This is a genomic window from Leifsonia tongyongensis (assembly GCF_010686705.1).
GTDB classification, from domain to species: Bacteria; Actinomycetota; Actinomycetes; order Actinomycetales; family Microbacteriaceae; genus Diaminobutyricibacter; species Diaminobutyricibacter tongyongensis.
In genome coordinates, this window is the sequence record NZ_JAAGWY010000001.1 from 1,142,572 (window position 1) to 1,158,164 (window position 15,593).

15 protein-coding genes are annotated in these 15,593 nt (G+C 64.0%); 12 read left to right on the top strand and 3 right to left on the bottom strand.

All coding sequences use genetic code 11. From position 1 onward, the window contains the following. The first annotated feature begins 11 nt into the window (after window positions 1-11). On the top strand, window positions 12-1,022 hold the full coding sequence (locus G3T36_RS05525; protein WP_163288554.1) for a LacI family DNA-binding transcriptional regulator: 1,011 nt from the start codon (window positions 12-14) through the stop codon (window positions 1,020-1,022). A gap of 566 nt (window positions 1,023-1,588) precedes the next feature. Further along, entirely contained in the window at window positions 1,589-3,784 is a 2,196-nt protein-coding gene (locus G3T36_RS05530) for a cell wall-binding repeat-containing protein (protein ID WP_163288555.1), read from the top strand. Between the two features lie 43 nt (window positions 3,785-3,827). On the opposite strand, the gene G3T36_RS05535 is transcribed toward G3T36_RS05530, so the two are convergent. Together G3T36_RS05535 and G3T36_RS05540 are read right to left on the bottom strand one after the other, a co-directional pair. Then, entirely contained in the window at window positions 3,828-4,622 is a 795-nt protein-coding gene (locus G3T36_RS05535; RefSeq protein ID WP_338031474.1) for an alpha/beta fold hydrolase, read from the bottom strand. A gap of 22 nt (window positions 4,623-4,644) precedes the next feature. After that, complete coding sequence (locus G3T36_RS05540) at window positions 4,645-5,280, bottom strand: FCD domain-containing protein (RefSeq protein WP_205245013.1); 636 nt, start codon at window positions 5,278-5,280, stop codon at window positions 4,645-4,647. A gap of 184 nt (window positions 5,281-5,464) precedes the next feature. Here G3T36_RS05540 and G3T36_RS05545 point away from each other — a divergent pair, with 184 nt between their 5' ends. From G3T36_RS05545 to G3T36_RS05590, 10 genes are read left to right on the top strand one after another with little or no spacing between them, the layout of a single operon-like run. Continuing rightward, window positions 5,465-7,015, top strand: a complete 1,551-nt coding sequence (locus G3T36_RS05545; protein ID WP_163288557.1) for an APC family permease — start codon at window positions 5,465-5,467, stop codon at window positions 7,013-7,015. Beyond that, window positions 7,012-7,710: an isochorismatase family protein gene (locus G3T36_RS05550; protein ID WP_163288558.1), complete on the top strand. Its 699-nt coding sequence runs from the start codon at window positions 7,012-7,014 to the stop codon at window positions 7,708-7,710. Before G3T36_RS05545 ends, G3T36_RS05550 begins: the two co-directional genes overlap by 4 nt. Then, a complete protein-coding gene (locus G3T36_RS05555) occupies window positions 7,703-8,452 on the top strand; it encodes an SDR family NAD(P)-dependent oxidoreductase (protein ID WP_163288559.1) in 750 nt (249 codons plus the stop codon). The genes G3T36_RS05550 and G3T36_RS05555 overlap by 8 nt, the downstream gene beginning before the upstream one ends. Window positions 8,453-8,486: 34 nt before the next feature. After that, window positions 8,487-9,263: an SDR family NAD(P)-dependent oxidoreductase gene (locus G3T36_RS05560; protein ID WP_338031475.1), complete on the top strand. Its 777-nt coding sequence runs from the start codon at window positions 8,487-8,489 to the stop codon at window positions 9,261-9,263. 31 nt (window positions 9,264-9,294) lie between these two features. Then, window positions 9,295-10,278 carry a polysaccharide deacetylase family protein gene (locus tag G3T36_RS05565; RefSeq protein ID WP_163288560.1) on the top strand — a complete coding sequence of 328 codons (984 nt, stop codon included), beginning with the start codon at window positions 9,295-9,297 and terminating at the stop codon, window positions 10,276-10,278. Next, complete coding sequence (locus tag G3T36_RS20130; RefSeq protein ID WP_193571047.1) at window positions 10,262-10,699, top strand: GNAT family N-acetyltransferase; 438 nt, start codon at window positions 10,262-10,264, stop codon at window positions 10,697-10,699. The genes G3T36_RS05565 and G3T36_RS20130 overlap by 17 nt, the downstream gene beginning before the upstream one ends. A gap of 35 nt (window positions 10,700-10,734) precedes the next feature. Then, window positions 10,735-12,012, top strand: coding sequence for a methylaspartate ammonia-lyase (locus G3T36_RS05575; protein ID WP_163288562.1), 1,278 nt, complete (start codon window positions 10,735-10,737; stop codon window positions 12,010-12,012). Continuing rightward, window positions 12,009-13,226, top strand: coding sequence for a CaiB/BaiF CoA transferase family protein (locus G3T36_RS05580; RefSeq protein WP_163288563.1), 1,218 nt, complete (start codon window positions 12,009-12,011; stop codon window positions 13,224-13,226). Before G3T36_RS05575 ends, G3T36_RS05580 begins: the two co-directional genes overlap by 4 nt. Next, window positions 13,223-13,720 carry a MaoC family dehydratase gene (locus G3T36_RS05585; RefSeq protein WP_163288564.1) on the top strand — a complete coding sequence of 166 codons (498 nt, stop codon included), beginning with the start codon at window positions 13,223-13,225 and terminating at the stop codon, window positions 13,718-13,720. The genes G3T36_RS05580 and G3T36_RS05585 overlap by 4 nt, the downstream gene beginning before the upstream one ends. Further along, window positions 13,717-14,631 carry an HpcH/HpaI aldolase/citrate lyase family protein gene (locus tag G3T36_RS05590; protein ID WP_205245014.1) on the top strand — a complete coding sequence of 305 codons (915 nt, stop codon included), beginning with the start codon at window positions 13,717-13,719 and terminating at the stop codon, window positions 14,629-14,631. The genes G3T36_RS05585 and G3T36_RS05590 overlap by 4 nt, the downstream gene beginning before the upstream one ends. Window positions 14,632-14,715: 84 nt before the next feature. Here G3T36_RS05590 and G3T36_RS05595 read toward each other — a convergent pair whose 3' ends face one another. Further along, complete coding sequence (locus tag G3T36_RS05595; RefSeq protein WP_163288566.1) at window positions 14,716-15,543, bottom strand: alpha/beta fold hydrolase; 828 nt, start codon at window positions 15,541-15,543, stop codon at window positions 14,716-14,718. Window positions 15,544-15,593: the final 50 nt, after the last annotated feature.

The window sequence follows — 15,593 nt, forward strand, 5'->3', positions numbered from 1 at the left end:
TGCTGAAGCCGATGTCCACGACTTCACATAAGCCGCCTGTCATCGGGGATGTCGCGCGGGAGGCGGGAGTCTCAGTCCCGACCGTCTCGCGAGTGCTCACCGGGGCCGCACGCGTCTCGGAGGAGAAGCGGCAACGCGTGCTCAAGGCAATCGAGAGACTCGATTTCCGGCCGTCCGTCACAGCGCGCGCACTGGTCGCCCGACGGCCGCGCCTCATAGCCGTTCTCGCAGGCAACACCTCCAGGTACGGCTATGCCGAGACCATCCGCGGGATCGAGGAGAGCGCCAGAGCGGCCGGGTACACAGTCAGCATCACGGTCGTGGAAACCGCGGACGAAGAGGTCGTCGACAGCGCGGTCGCGCTGGTGCTCAACCAGCCGATCGCCGGAATCGTGGTGCTGAAATTCGACCGTCCCGGCGTCGCCGCCCTGCACCGACTTCCCAAGTCCATACCGACCGTTTCGATCTCGGGTGTCCGGGAGACCGGAGTTCCGCAGGCCGTCCTGAATGAATCGGATGCCGCACACGAGCTCGTCGAGTATCTGCTCGATCTCGGGCACCGGACCGTCCACCACGTACGGGTGCCGCCTTCCCGAAAAGAGGACGGCCGCACGACGGGCTGGCGTCGCGCGCTCATCGCCCGTGGAGCGGAAGTACCGACGCCTTTCGACGCAAGCTGGGATCCTGAGTCAGGGAGAATCATCGGAATGGAGCTCGCAGACCGCCCAGAGGTGACGGCGGTCTTCTGCGGGAACGACGAGATCGCAATGGGCGTGATCCGCGGACTCTACGAACGTGGCAGGTCAGTCCCGCGCGATGTCAGCGTTGTGGGCTTCGACGATCACCCTCTCGCACGGATGTGGACGCCGCCGTTGACGACCGTCGACCAAGATTTCGCCGGGCTGGGTTCGCGCGCTTACGGCCTCCTCGACGGGTTGATCGAAGGACGAAAGGTACGCATGTTCTCCGTCGAACGCCCTCCGATAGTGGTACGGGAGAGCGCCTCGCCTCCTCGCGGCTAGAGTTCGCGCGCGTGGCTGCCGCCTACAACGCAAAATATGAGCGCTAAGAAACTTGCCGTTTCGAATAATGGACTAACCTCGCACGCCAGGCCGGTTGCGCAAGGTGATCACTGCCCAAGATCAAGCACAGGTCCGCGAAATCACGCGCTTCGCCGTCAGGGCTAGTGGCACCGGCATGAAATTGCGAAAACAGGTTCATGAAATTGGCTGATCGAACGAAGAGAGGCCGGTCTGAGGGAAACCTCGGGCTGGCCTTTCGTGTTTGTCGATCGAAACGTGTCTGAATCGCGTTGAGAGTGCGTCCAGAACACAGAAAAGCCTGCCCGAGGGCAGGCTGGCGCCTTCTGTACGCGATGAGTGTTGTGGATTTGAGAGCTGCGCTACCGAGGTGGTGCCCGAGACCGGGACGACGGATGTAGGGCAGCGGGCGCACGGGTAGCGCCCCGCCAACCCGCGCGCGATTGCCCGGGTTACCTTCCATCGGTTACGATTCGTCGCCGGCCTGTGGTTTCGTTCAGTCGAGAAGACGGCGACCTTTTACTGTTGCGCCCACCCGAAGGCCTGCCATGAAGTCTGCTCTCTCCCTGCTCGTCACAACGCTGCTCCTTGCGAGCGTACTTGCGGTCGCTGTCCCCGAAGCCGCTCACGCGTCTCCTCCTCCTCAGCTCGTGCAGACCGACAGCATCCCTTCGCCCGGGCCGGGCACTGATGGTCTTGCCGTCAACTCTGGCAACGGCGTCATCTACGCGGAGTCGCAGTCGCTTGACGCAATCATCGAAATCAACGGCTACACCGCACAGACGATCCGGACTATTCACACCTCGTTCAGCATCACAGGATTGAACGACCTGAAGGTCGACACGACAACCAATGATGTCTATGTCACCGGGAACGACCACACGATGGAGGTCTTCAACGGCGCGTCGGGTGCAAAGATCGCGTCAGTGTCACTCCCGACCAACGGGACCGCGCAGGACATTGCGGTCGATTCGTCGGCGAACAGGATCTACGTGCTGGTCGCGGGCACGGTGGTGGTGGTCGACGGCGCCACCGACCTGGTTGTGGCGAGTATTCCGGTCGCGGGCGCGACCGCCGGTATCGCCGTCGACGAGACGACCGGGCATGTGTACGCCCTCAGCACTGTCGCAACGTCCTGGCCGAGCTCGATTCCTCTGGTCGTCAGCGTCATCGATCCGGTGTCCGACTCCGTTACCACGACCTACAACGTGCCATACAACGCCACGCGCATCGCAGTGGACTCGGGCGCCGGCGACATCTACGTGGGCACCACCACCCAGCTCGAGGCGTTGAACCTCTCAACCGGTGCGGTGGTGTGGACAGCGCCGTTATCCACCTACACCTTCGTGCTCGACCGTGCGTCGCACACCCTCTACGTAGCGCAGAGCGGCCCGGTCATCAAGGAGATCGACGGATCGACAGGGGCCGTTGTCGCATCCATCCCGGTGAAATCGGTCGCAGCTCCTGCCGCGGTCGACGAGCACACGGGCAACGTCTATGCGCTCGGAGACTCGATGGCGAGCTACCCAATCACAGTGCTGTCCTCGCCGATCTCGATCACGTCAGCGGCGCCCGCGGCATCCATCATGTCGAGTACCACGTTCTCGACCACGGTCACGGCCACGGCGACGACGTCAGTGGCCTTCACCGTGACGAGCGGGGCGCTTCCTCCTGGGCTGACCCTCGATCCGTCGACGGGGATCCTGTCAGGCATCCCGTACCTCGGCGGCAAATTCACCTACTCGGTGACGGCACGGGATGCGATCGGCGGCGCGACGACCGCGTCCTACACCCAGTCGGTCACGGCCGACGTCGCCGTGGACAGGGTCGCAGGCGGAGATCGATTCGCGACAGGCGTGGCGATCTCGAAGAACGCCTTCCCCAACGGCGCCAAAGTCGTCTTCATCGCGAACGGACTGAACTTCCCCGACGCGCTGTCTGCGGGACCCGCCGCCGCGTCGCTCGGTGGCCCGGTGCTGCTGACCGGCCCGGATTCGCTGCCGGGCGTGGTTGCGAAGGAGATCACGCGACTCAGTCCGGCCAGGATCGTCGTGGTCGGCGGCACGGGAGTCGTTTCGGATGCCCTCTTCGCGAAGTTGCGGACGATGGCCGCGACAGTGGAACGATGGGCCGGGGCCTCCCGTTACGCGACGAGCGCCGCCATTGTGAGGAACGCCTTCAAGTCTGGAGCGAGCACAATCTTCCTGGCAAGCGGAAACGGCTATCCCGATGCGCTGTCCGCCGCCTCGGTGGCGTCGGCACTCGGAATTCCGGTCCTCCTCGTCAACGGCTCGAGCGCCCACGTCGACGCGGCCACCTTGTCGACACTGCGCAGCCTCTCCACATCCACCGTCTACCTCGCAGGGGGGACGGCGTCGATCTCCGACGGCGTCGCCCAGGACCTCGCGAACGTGATGGGCGGCAACGTATACCGCTTCTCTGGCGGGGACCGTTTCCGCACCTCCCAAGTGCTCAACGAGGCTGCGTACGACACGGATGGAACCAACACCTCGAATCCGAGGTCGCCGACCGTCTTCCTGGTGTCGGGACTCGGATTTCCGGATGGTCTGTCTGCCGGCCCGTGGGCGGGCGGCGTCGTCGACGCGCCCCTCTACCTTGTGCCCGGCACCTGCGTGCCGAATCAGGTCCTTGCCGATATCCACGGTCTCGGCGCCACAGAGGTGGTTCTGATCGGTGGAACCGGTGCGCTCAGCGAGGCGGTGGCAACACTCACCCCGTGCTAGCCGAATCGGTTCAGTTCTATAAAGACCTGATCCCGGAGGGAATTCAGTCGACGGCCGGCTTCGGTTCGCCGAGGTACTCCACGGCGGCGTCCCGAAACTGTCGTGAGGTCGGGGCGTTGAAATGGTGGCGACCGGGGATCGTACAGAAGCGCCCACGTGGCGTCGCATCCGCCAGGAGTCGTGAGCGCGCGATGATCGCATCCTCGCTTCCGGTGGCGAAGAGTACCGGCACGGTCGGCGGGTTGTCGGGCGACGGCTCGATGCCACCGCGCATCCCCCGGACCAGCGCGACCAGGGCGGCCAGATCGTTGTTGGGCATCGCCGACGCCATCGTGAGATATGCGGCGGTGATCCCATCGGTGACCGGCTCGCCCTTCTCGAGGAAATCGAGGGCCTGGTCGGTTCGGAACCGGGTCAATGGCTGCCCGTCGGGGATCCCACCGAGCACGGCACGGGTGATCCTGTCGGGCATCTCGAGGGCAACCTGCCAGCCGACGCGCGCGCCGAGCGAATAGCCCACGTAGTGGGCCTCGTCTATGAGGTAGGTATCCAGGACGTTCAGCACGTCGTCCACGAGTCTGTCGAGGCTGTAGAACGACGGGTCATGCGGTTTGTCGCTTGAGCCATGGCCACGCTGGTCGAGACCGATCACGCGGAAGCCGGCGCGCGTCAGGTCGCGCGTCCACCCTGTTCGGAAGAAGTTGAGGGTCGCGCTGGACGCGAAACCGTGAACGACCAGTACCACGGGCGCATCCTCGTCACCCCACTCGTACGTCGCAAGTTTCAGGCCGTCGGATGACATGACGATGCGCGCGGGCGGGGGTTCAGGAAGTTTCACCTGGCGTTTAGCCCAGTTCAGCTCAGAACAGGAGCTGCACGAGCTGGCGGGACGATTGTAGGTGCTCCCGCATTGCCTTCTCCGCTCTGACCGAGTCGTGTGCTTCAACGGCCTCAAAAAGCTCGGCATGCGAGAGCATGGCTTCCTGGCGCGGGGGCCTGTCTCGCCAGTACGAACGCCAAAAACGCAGGCTGTGAAGCAGGAGGCGGTCGGCGGCGTCCTGCAGAAGGGGGTTCCTTATCATGTGGATCAGGAATGAATGCACCGCATGGTCGTCTTTGAGGAACTGCTCGGAATCCGTGATTACGCGTGCATCGTCCACCGTCTTCACTAATTTCCGCAGTGCTTCCAGGTCGTCGTCGGTCGCTCGGGAGGCTGCAATGTAGGCGATCCCGCACTCAACGGCTTCGCGGGCCTCGAACATGCCGAGAATGTCATCGAGGGCGAGTGGGGTCACGACGGTGCCTCGCCTCGGCATGATCGTGACGAAGCGGTCTTTCGCGAGTTGGGCGAGTGCTTCGCGAACCGGCATCCGCCCGAGCCCGAGTTGGTCGGCAAGCGATTGCTCGTTCAAGAAGGACCCTGGCGGGAGCCGAAGGTCAACGATCATGTCCGTGAGAATGCCGTACGCCGTGTCGCTGGCTCGCTCGTTTTCCACAGACCGCCCTTCCCTCTCATCATTCGTTTGATCAACCATCTCACGCCGCGCTTACGAAATCGGGTAGCGAAACAGTCATCTAATATCCGCTAAATATATTAGTAAGCGACTCTTGATAGATCAATGCAATTGTAGTTTGATAGCACAATCCCTGCGTACCCGGTTAGAACGAAGGAGTTCCGCTATGACAACGTCACAAGAGAAACCTGCTTCAGCACCAACATCCCGACGCCTGCAAGGTGGGGTGCTGACGATCCCGAATGCGATCGCGCTCTCTGCCGCGGCGATGGCTCCCGTGCTTGCCGTGGTTCTCAATGCGCCAGCCGCCGCCTCCGCCGCCGGAGGTGCGCTACCACTGTCGTTCCTCATTGCGTTCATCGCAGCCGCACTTGTCGGCAACACGGTCGTGCAGTTCTCTCGCCGATTGCCGTCTGCCGGGTCGTTCTACACGTTCAATTCCCAGGGCCTTGGGCCAGCTGCCGGCTTCTTCACGGGCTGGCTATTCTGGATCGGCTACGCGGTCCTGGCCCCAGGACTGTTCACGGCGTTCGGAGCGTTCGTCCAGGATTACGTGTCCAGCACATTCGGAGTGCAGATCCAATGGTGGATCTTCAGTCTCGCCGCGATGGCGATCATCCTCGGGCTCTCGCTACGCAGTATCAAGGCATCGGTGAACCTCGACCTCGCTCTGCTGTCGATTGAGGTTGTCATCTTCCTTATCCTGGGCGTTGTCGCCGTCTCGACGGCAGGAACGGGAAACACGGGCAGTGTCTTCCTGCCGTCCTTCGCTCCGACGGGCTTCACCGGGGTTGGGCTTGGCGTGGTATTCGGCTTGCTGTCGTTCATCGGCTTCGACGCGGCCGCGACCCTGGGTGAAGAGACACGCAATCCGAAACGCAACATCCCCCTCGCGATCATCGGGGCGCTCGGAGCTGTCGGGACGTTCTACGTGTTCATGATGTACGCACTTACCGCTGGATACCGGGTGAATGACTCTGCCCACATGGCCGCCTTTCTCAAGGACACCAGCCCATTCGTCACGCTGGCCCAGCACGTCGCCCCCTGGATCGTGCAGCCGATCGAAATTGCCGCCATCTTCGGTATCTTCAGTTGCTTCCTGGCGATCCACAACACAACGGTTCGCGTGATGTTCTCCATGGGTCGCGACAAGGTCCTGCCCTCTTCCCTCGGCGGTGTGCACCCTCGATGGTTCTCCCCGGATCGTGCAATCTACGCCCAGACAGCATTCACGGTCATCATCGGCCTTGCTGTCGGGGTGTGGCTCGGGCCCGGGGCGACAGGCGCGTACGGGTTCACGGGTGCAATCGGCACCGTAGCGATCGTCATTGTGTACATCCTGAGCAACATCGCGCTCATCCGATACTTCTGGCGCAGGGCCGATCGCAAGGTGTTCACGCACGTCATCGTCCCCATCCTCGGCGTCATCGCACTGGCGTATCCGCTCTACTCCGTCAGCACGCCGGGTCAGGCGTGGCCTTACAACCTGGTACCGTTCGTGGTCCTGATCTGGGTCGTCGCCGGGGTCATCCTGTTTCTGCGTTACCGGGCGAAGTCGCCCGAGAAGATCGCCGCCCTCGGCTCGTTCATCGCCGAAGACGACCTGCCTCTCGACGAGCAGCCCGAAAGCCTGCTCGCGGCGCGCGCGCCGTCGCTTCAGCACCCGACCGTGAAAGAAGAAGTCGAAAACACCCCCGAGGTCGAGGAGCGCCGGTGATCGCGATCGGACGGAAGACTGTCTTCACCGAGCTGTCCGAACTGGTTGATCCAAGGCACACCGCTCTCGTGCTGGTCGACATGCAGCGTGACTTCATCGATCCTGACGGAGCATTCGGACAACTCGGTATCGATCTGTCGATGTACGACGTTTCTCGCCCGAGGACCGCCGAACTCCTCACGGCCGCACGGGAGAGCGAGGTCCTTGTGGTGCACATCCAGAACACGGCGCTCCCGGAACGCATGAGCGATTCGCCGGCGCAGCTGCGATTCAACATGCGGATGCATGAGGGCGCCACGGCCGATGGATCGCCGTTGCTCTACACGGTGCCCGGAACCCGAGGGCACGAGTTCGCGTACGAATTCCTGCCGAAGCCTGGCGAGCTGGTCGTACGCAAATACCGGTCGAGCGGCTTCTGGGGCACGAATCTCGACCTCGTTCTGCGGAGCAACGGTATCGAGACTGTGGTGGTCGCCGGATGCACAACCGAGGGTTGCATCGAATCCACCGCTCGCGACGCGATGTTCAACGACTACTACGTGGTCATTGCCGAGGACTGTGTCGGCAGTGATGACAGTGCACAGCATGACGCGTCGATGCTTCTCATGCGGCATCGATTCGACCTGGCGACCGGCAGCGAAATCGACAATGTGTGGAAGACCAGTGAGAAAGAGCGGGTCGGAGAGCATGAGTAGATTGGCCGACCGGGTAGCTGTGGTGACCGGGGCCGCGTCCGGAATCGGTGAAGCGATTGCAATCGCATTCGCGCGCGAAGGCGCTGACATCGTCGTTGCTGATCAGGTCGATGAGGCAGGCGCGGCCAGCGTGCTGGCGGGGATTGCCGAATGTGGCCGGAGGAGTCTGTTCGTCAGAACGGATGTCGCGGAGGAGGCCAGTGTGAATGCGATGGCGCAGACCGCTCTCGAACACTTCGGCAGAGTGGACATCCTCGTGAACAATGCGGGGATCTTCACCGAGTCCCTGCTCGAGAACATGTCGGTGGCCGAGTGGGACCGCGTCGTCGACACCAACCTGCGTGGCACGTTCCTCTGCACGCGCGCGCTGCTCGGCCAGATGCTCGAGCGCGGCGACGGCCGGATCATCAACATCGCCTCGCAGCTCGGGCAGATCGGAGGCGCAGCCGTCGCCCACTACTCGGCGAGCAAGGCGGGCGTCATCGGCCTCACAAAGGCGCTGGCGCGCGAGGTGTCACGGCGCGGTGTCCTCGTGAATGCGATCGCGCCCGGTCCGATCGAGACGCCGCTGCTCGACAGCGAAACCGAGGAATGGCGCAACGCCAAGCTGGCCGAATTGCCGATAGGTCGCTTCGGCACAGTCGACGAGGTCACTCCCACTGCGGTGCTCCTGGCTTCCGCCGAAGGGTCCTATTACGTGGGCCAGACGCTGGGTCCCAACGGCGGGGACGTGATGTTGTGAAAACCGAACGTATGAAACCGAAGAGGAGACCCTTGTGTTCGATTTGACAGGCCGCGTGGCCCTCATCACAGGAGCCGCGTCCGGTATCGGGGCCGCGACGGCCCGGATCTACGCCGAAGCGGGTGCGGACGTCGCGCTGGCATGGTATCCGCCGGACGGCCATGACATCCGACCGGTTGTCGAGGCCGTCGAAAAGGCGGGCCGGAGGGCTGTCGTCGAGCCAGTGGACGTCTCGCTGACGTCGGACGTGAACCGCCTGGTGGCGCGTGCAGTGGGTGAACTCGGCGGCGTCGACATCGTCGTCGCCAACGCAGGCATCGCGCGCAAGGTTGCTCTCGAGGACCTGGACGACGACGCATGGAGCAAAGTCGTCGATGTGGACCTCAATGGCGCGTGGCGTTGTTTCCGCGCGGCCCTCCCGCACATGCAGAAGGCCGGCTTTGGGCGCCTGATCGCCACGTCGTCCGTAGCGGGGACAGTCTCGGGTTGGCCAGAGCACTCCCACTACGCGGCCGCCAAAGGTGGCCTCGTCGGACTCGTCAAGTCGCTCGCGGTCGAGTTCGGGCCCGACGGGATCACGGCCAACGCAGTGGCACCCGGCGTCATCCGCACACCGCAGGCACTCGACCCGGTGAACTCCCTCGGCCCGGCCGGCGTGGACGCAACCGTCAGGAAGGTTCCTGCCGGACGGGTGGGTGATCCGGAAGACATCGCGTACATGTACCAGTTCCTCGCGAGCGCTGAAGCCTCGTATGTCACCGGTCAGCTCATCGTCGTCGACGGTGGCCGGAGCCTTGCCGGGCTCGACTGACAAATCGTCCCTGAGATTGGAGCACCCAGACATGGCATTGAATCCGCAGTTCTTTCGACAGGCCGACGTCGACGGCATCCCCGGACCGGCCCGTGACCTCGTCGGATACGGGGAGCACCCACCAGTGGTCCGATGGCACAATGACGCAAAGGTCGCCATCCAGGTCGTCGTGAACTACGAAGAGGGATCAGAGAAGACCTTCGCGATGGGAGATGGCGTTAACGACGGCATGTACGAGCTGCCGTTCGCCGTTGACGATCAGCGGGACCTCGCTGTCGAGTCCATGTACGAGTACGGCTCACGCGCAGGTATCTGGCGTCTCTTCCGGATCTTCGATCACGCTGCAATCCCGGTCACGTTCTTCGCAGCAGCAGTCGCGCTCGAACGCAACCCGGATGTGGCGACAAAGCTGGCCCGTCGCGGCGACGAGGCAGCGGGGCACGGCTACCGGTGGAGCAACCACTACGAGATGACGAAGGATGAGGAGCGGGAGGCGATCAAGCGCGCGATCGCATCGATCGAACACACAACCGGAAATCGTCCATCCGGCTGGTACTGCCGCGAGATGAGCGTCAATACTCGAGATCTGGTCGTCGAGGAAGGCGGATTCCTCTACGACTCGGACACCTACAACGAAGACCTGCCGTACTGGACTCGTGTCGCGGACCGCAATCATCTGGTCGTCCCGTACTCGCTCGTCGTCAACGACGCCCGCTACATCCTGGGCACCGGCTACGGCAGTCCAGAGCAGTTCTTCGAAACGGCGAAGGCGACGCTCGACCGGTTACGCAACGATGGCGACGACGTCGGACGGATGATGTCAATCGGTCTGCACCCGCGCATCTCGGGCAACCCGGCACGCGCGGACGCCCTGGCTCGCTTCATCGCCTATGCCCAGGAGTTCGACGACGTCGCGTTCATGCGCCGCGTCGACATCGCCACGTGTTTCGCCGCGCAGGTGCCCGCCCCGAACGACGCGTCTCTGGACGAGGTCGAGCGTGGGCTACGAAGCTGACGACGATCCCGCACGCCTCGACCTTGGCGTCATTTGGACCTTCCTTTCCACAGAGGCCTACTGGCACCGTTGGCGGACTCGAGCCGACGTTGAAAAGCAAGTGGGCAACGCCTGGCGGGTGGTCGGAGTCTACGAGGAGGAGTCCGGCGATCAGGTGGGATTCGCGCGCGCGATCTCCGATGGCGTGAGCGATGCCTACCTGGCCGATGTATTCGTCCTGGCCGCCCATCGTGGACGCGGGCTCGGAAAACTCCTTGTCTCCACGATGATCGACGAAGGTCCGGGGAGGAATTTCCGCTGGGTTCTTTTCACCGCGGACGCCCACGGGTTGTACCGCAAGTACGGCTTTCGCGCGGCCGATGACAAGGCGCTCGTCAGGATGGAACCCCCGTCGCCCGGACTTCATCCGTCGACTTCGTGAACTGACCACTGCACGACACATTTGAGGAGTTCGAATTGAAACGGATCGCTGACGTGATCACGGTCCCTGTGCGCACCGGCTTCTACGCTGACGACCAGTCGGCGATTCGCGCGGGAGCCAAGCGCGACGGTTTCCGCTACATCGGAGAGCCACTGACCCCGGGGTTCATCTCGATTCGCCAGCCGGGTGAGGCGCTCTCCGTGCTGATGGTGCTCGACGACGGACAAGTGGTCCACGGTGACTGCGCGTCGGTGCAGTACAGCGGTGCCGGCGGCCGCGATCCCGTGTTCTCCGCCGAACGCGCGGCGGCCGACATCGCGGAGTTCGTCACGCCGCTGCTGCTCGGGCGTGCCCTCGACAGCTTCCGGGAGCTGACGGCTGAGATCGACGCCGTGCGCACCGAGCGGGGGATCCTCCACACCGCCATCCGCTACGGCGTCAGCCAAGCAATCCTCGGCGCGGTCGCGGCAGCCCGCGGGGTCACGATGGCAGAAGTGGTGCAACAGGAGTACGCCACGGACGCCCCACTGCTTCCCGTGCCGATTTACGCGCAGACCGGCGACGACCGGTACCTCAACGCAGACAAGATGATCCTGAAGGGTGTGGATGTGCTTCCGCACGCCCTGATCAATACTGTCGAGGAAAAGCTCGGCGCACGCGGGGAGGTCCTGGAAGGGTACCTGCGCTGGCTGGTGGCTCGTATCGATGAGTTGCGTCCGTCGGCCGACTACCGCCCGCGCATCCACATCGACACGTACGGCACGATCGGGTTGGCCTTTGGCGGTGAAGTCGGGGCTGTCGCAGACTACTTGGCCGGTCTCGCGCGGATCTGCGCGCCCTACGAGCTCGCTGTCGAGCATCCGATCGACGCGGGCAGCCGCACGGCTCAGATCGAGCGTTATGTCGAGCTCCGAAAGCAACTGCGTAGTCGCGGAGCGTCGGTGCGGATCGCCGTCGACGAATGGTGCAACACGATCGACGACATCCGGCTCTTCGTGGAGGCGGGTGCCGCAGACATCATCCACGTCAAAACACCTGATCTGGGTGGCGTGAATGACACGATCGAGGCCTTGCTTCTGGTCAGGTCGGCCGGGCTGGAGGCGTACTGCGGAGGGACCTGCAACGAGACCGAGCGATCCGCCCAGGTCTCTGCGCACATCGCGATGGCGTGTGGTGCGAGCCAGGTTCTCGCGAAGCCCGGGATGGGTGTCGATGAAGGGCTGATGATTGTCGGCAACGAGATGGCGCGCACTGCCGCGCTCGTCAATGCGCGGTCCCTTTCGGCGGAAACGACAAGGAACACCTCCCGATGAAACCTCTTGCAGATCTTCGCATCCTCGCCGTTGAGCAGTACGGCGCTGGACCGTTCGGCAGTGTGCACCTTGCCGACCTCGGTGCTGAGGTCATCAAGATCGAAGACCCGGGCAGCGGGGGAGACGTCGGTCGTTATGTTCCGCCGTACCAGAGTGGTGAGGACAGCCTGTTCTTCGAGGTGTTCAATCGCAACAAGCGGAGCATCGGGCTCGACCTTTCGCAGCCGGCCGACCGGCAGGTGTTCGAGGACCTCGTGCGGGTCAGCGATGTGGTCTACTCGAACCTCCGCGGCGACGTGCCGGCGAAGATCGGCATCACCTACGACGACCTGAAACACCTGAACCCGGCGATCGTGTGCTGCGCGCTGACCGGGTTCGGGATGACGGGACCTCGCGCTTCCGAGCCCGGGTATGACTACATCCTGCAGGGCGCGGCAGGCTGGATGGACATCACCGGAGAGCCCGGCGGGCCGCCCACGAAATCCGGGCTCTCGCTCGTCGACTATTCGGGAGGCCTCGTCGCCGCGATCTCGATCCTCGCCGGGGTGCACGCCGCCCGCAGGGACGGGGTCGGGATGGACTGCGACGTCAGCCTGTTCGATACGGCGATCTCGATGCTCACCTATCCGGCGATCTGGAGTCTCAACGGCGACTTCACGCCGCGGCGCACCCACCACTCCGCGCATCCGTCGCTGGTGCCGTTCCAGGCGTTCCAGGTCGCGGACGGCTGGATCGTCGTGGCGAGCCCGAAAGAGAAGTTCTGGCAGCGACTCGCCGAGGTGCTCGGTCGCCCGGATCTCGCCGAGGACGAACGGTTCCGGGACTTCGCCGGCCGCCGTCGGAACGCTGAAGAGCTTCTGCCGATCCTCGACGGGATCTTCCTGACCAAGACGGAGAAGGAGTGGCTCGCTGTGCTCCGGGCGGCCGGTGTGCCCTGCGGGCCGGTCAATTCCGTCGCCCAGGCGCTCGCCGATGAGCAGACGGTCGCGCGCGGGATGGTCGTCGAGTCCGAGCATCCGGAGTTCGGTACGGTGCGGCAGGTGCGCAGCCCGGTGCGCGTCGGCACGGAACCGGTCGAATACCGGCGCGCTCCGCAACGGAACGAAGACGCCGACTATGTGTACACCGAGGTCCTCGGTTACGACGACGGGCAGATCCAGCGGCTGAGGAACGACGAACGCGAACTTGCCGTCAATGGAGGTCGGAGCGAATGACGATACGCGAAGGCTGGCAGGGCCGCTTCTACGAAGACTTCGAGGTGGGCGACGTGTACCGGCACGGTCTCGGACGCACCATCACCCAGGCCGACAACATCTGGTTCACCCTCCTCACCCAGAACACGGCGCGTGTCCACTTCGACGCGCACTATGCCGAGCAGACCGAGTTCGGGCGTCCGCTGGTGAACTCGACGTTCACGATCGCTCTGGTTACGGGGCAGTCGGTCAGCGATGTCTCGTACAACGTGATGGCGAACCTCGGCTGGGATAGTGTGCGTTTGCCTCATCCACTGTTCGAAGGCGATACGGTCTACTCGTCGTCGGAAGTGGTCAGCCTGCGCGAATCCCGGTCCCGACCGGAGGTGGGCATCGTGACGGTCCACACCACCGGAACGAACCAACTCGGGGTCCCTGTCATCACCTTCGACCGCACCGTGATGGTCTACCGCCGCGGGTTCGGCCCGACGCAGGGCCCCGTCGCCGCACCATGACCTCGACGCGTGAGGTGACAGAAGCCCTTCGCGCCGCCCGGTCCTTCCTGTTCGTCCCCGGCGACCGGCCGGAACGGGTCGGCCGGGCTCTCACCTCGGAGGCCGACGCGGTCATCATCGACCTCGAGGACGCAGTGCGCGCCGATCGGAAGCAGGCCGCCCGTTCGGTGGTGCGCACTCTTCGCACCGGTCCTGGTGGTCGTCCACCGTTGGTGCTTGTACGGGTGAACGCGTTCGGCTCGCCCGAGTTCGCCGACGACGTTGCAGCTTCGTTGGAGGGCGGCGCCGCGGCCCTGATGATCCCCAAGTTCGTTCCCGGAAGACAAGCCGACCAAGTCGACGAGGCGTTGTCGGCGATCGAGCAGGCTCACGGTGAATCAACAGCGCCGGTGGTGGGGCTGATTGAATCGGCCGCCGGAGTGCTCGGCCTGTCGAGTCAGGTCACTCTCCCCGCGCGCTTCTCGCGTCTCGCCTTCGGGGCGGCTGACTACTATGCAGACCTCAGGCTGTCGTATCAGCCGTCGGGAACGCATACCGAACTCGCCATGACGACCCTCGTCGTCGCGAGCGCAGCACAAGGCCTGGCCGCGCCCCTCGCTTCTCCCCATTTCGCGCTCGACGACGCAGCAGGACTGGTCGCCGCTTCGCGGCACGCCCGAGATCTCGGCTTCGGCGGCGCGCTGTGCATCCACCCCGCACAGCTGCACACGGTCAACGAGCAATTCGGACCCCATGAAGCGCAGCGGTTGTGGGCCCAGCACGTAGCCGACGCCTGGGACGACCCTGCAAACCGTGGGCGAGGGGCGATCCGGGTGGACGACCAACTCGTCGACGAAGCAATTGTCCGCCGCGCGAGGCAGATCCTCCGTGAGCTCGAGATAGCCGAAGCGAACGAAGAAGGGCAGGCCTGACGGAAACGTCGGGCCGGCCTTTCCTGTTCTTCGAGCGCTCCTCGTTACATCATCCGACATTCACAAGGCGTCGCGGACCCGCGCCTAGCGGGTGATGAAGGGGAGAAGGACGGCATTGACCTCGTCGGCGTGGGTCCAGAGCATTCCGTGCGGGGCGCCCTCGATCTCGTGGTATTCGGCTTCCGGGAAGGCCTGGTAGAACGGCCGGCCCGTGGCGTCGATCGGGAGGATGTTGTCGGCGGTGCCGTGAGCGATCAGCGCAGGCTTGCCGGTGGCGCGAACCGCGTCGACATCGGCGGTGAAGTCCTCGATCCAGCTTGAGACGACGGCGTATGCCGCGACGGGGGCGCTGTTGGATGCGGTGTTCCAACTGGCTGTGACAGCCTGCTCGGAGATGCGGGAGCCGAGGGTGTCGTCGAGGTTGTAAAAGTTCGTGTAGAACTCGGTGAACCACGCGAAGCGGTCGGCTTTCGCTGAGGCTTCGATGCCGTCGAAGACCGACTGCGGCACACCGTGGCTGAGCATGCCCGGTTCGAGTGAGGCGAGGAAGGCGTACTTCGCGATCCGCTCGGATCCGAAGAGCTTCGTGTAGCGAGCGAGTTCGCCGGTGCCCATCGAGAAGCCGACGAGGATCACGTCGTTCAGGTCAAGGGTGGTCAGCAGCGCATTCAGGTCGCTGGCGAAGGTGTCGTAGTCGTACCCGGTGTCGACCTTGGACGAACGTCCGAAGCCGCGACGGTCGTATGTGATGACGCGGTAGCCCGCTGCGCGGATCTCGCGAGCCTGGCGTTCCCAGGATGAACCGTCCAACGGATAGCCGTGGATCAGGACGACCGGCTGACCGGATCCCTGATCTTCGTAGTGCAGCTCGATCGGTGTGGTGTTTTCTTGACCGACAGTGATGTAACCCATGATGCCCTTCTTGCTATTGGATGAGAACGGTCGTTCTCGGCTCGTGATGA

Excerpts from the sequence above, each read along its gene's own strand:
- G3T36_RS05525 (WP_163288554.1), top strand. The coding sequence starts at position 12 with ATGTCCACGACTTCACATAAGCCGCCTGTCATCGGGGATGTCGCGCGG.
- G3T36_RS05530 (WP_163288555.1), top strand. The coding sequence starts at position 1,589 with ATGAAGTCTGCTCTCTCCCTGCTCGTCACAACGCTGCTCCTTGCGAGC.
- G3T36_RS05545 (WP_163288557.1), top strand. The coding sequence starts at position 5,465 with ATGACAACGTCACAAGAGAAACCTGCTTCAGCACCAACATCCCGACGC.
- G3T36_RS05555 (WP_163288559.1), top strand. The coding sequence starts at position 7,703 with ATGAGTAGATTGGCCGACCGGGTAGCTGTGGTGACCGGGGCCGCGTCC.
- G3T36_RS05565 (WP_163288560.1), top strand. The coding sequence starts at position 9,295 with ATGGCATTGAATCCGCAGTTCTTTCGACAGGCCGACGTCGACGGCATC.
- G3T36_RS05580 (WP_163288563.1), top strand. The coding sequence starts at position 12,009 with ATGAAACCTCTTGCAGATCTTCGCATCCTCGCCGTTGAGCAGTACGGC.
- G3T36_RS05585 (WP_163288564.1), top strand. The coding sequence starts at position 13,223 with ATGACGATACGCGAAGGCTGGCAGGGCCGCTTCTACGAAGACTTCGAG.
- G3T36_RS05590 (WP_205245014.1), top strand. The coding sequence starts at position 13,717 with ATGACCTCGACGCGTGAGGTGACAGAAGCCCTTCGCGCCGCCCGGTCC.
- G3T36_RS05595 (WP_163288566.1), bottom strand. The coding sequence starts at position 15,543 with ATGGGTTACATCACTGTCGGTCAAGAAAACACCACACCGATCGAGCTG.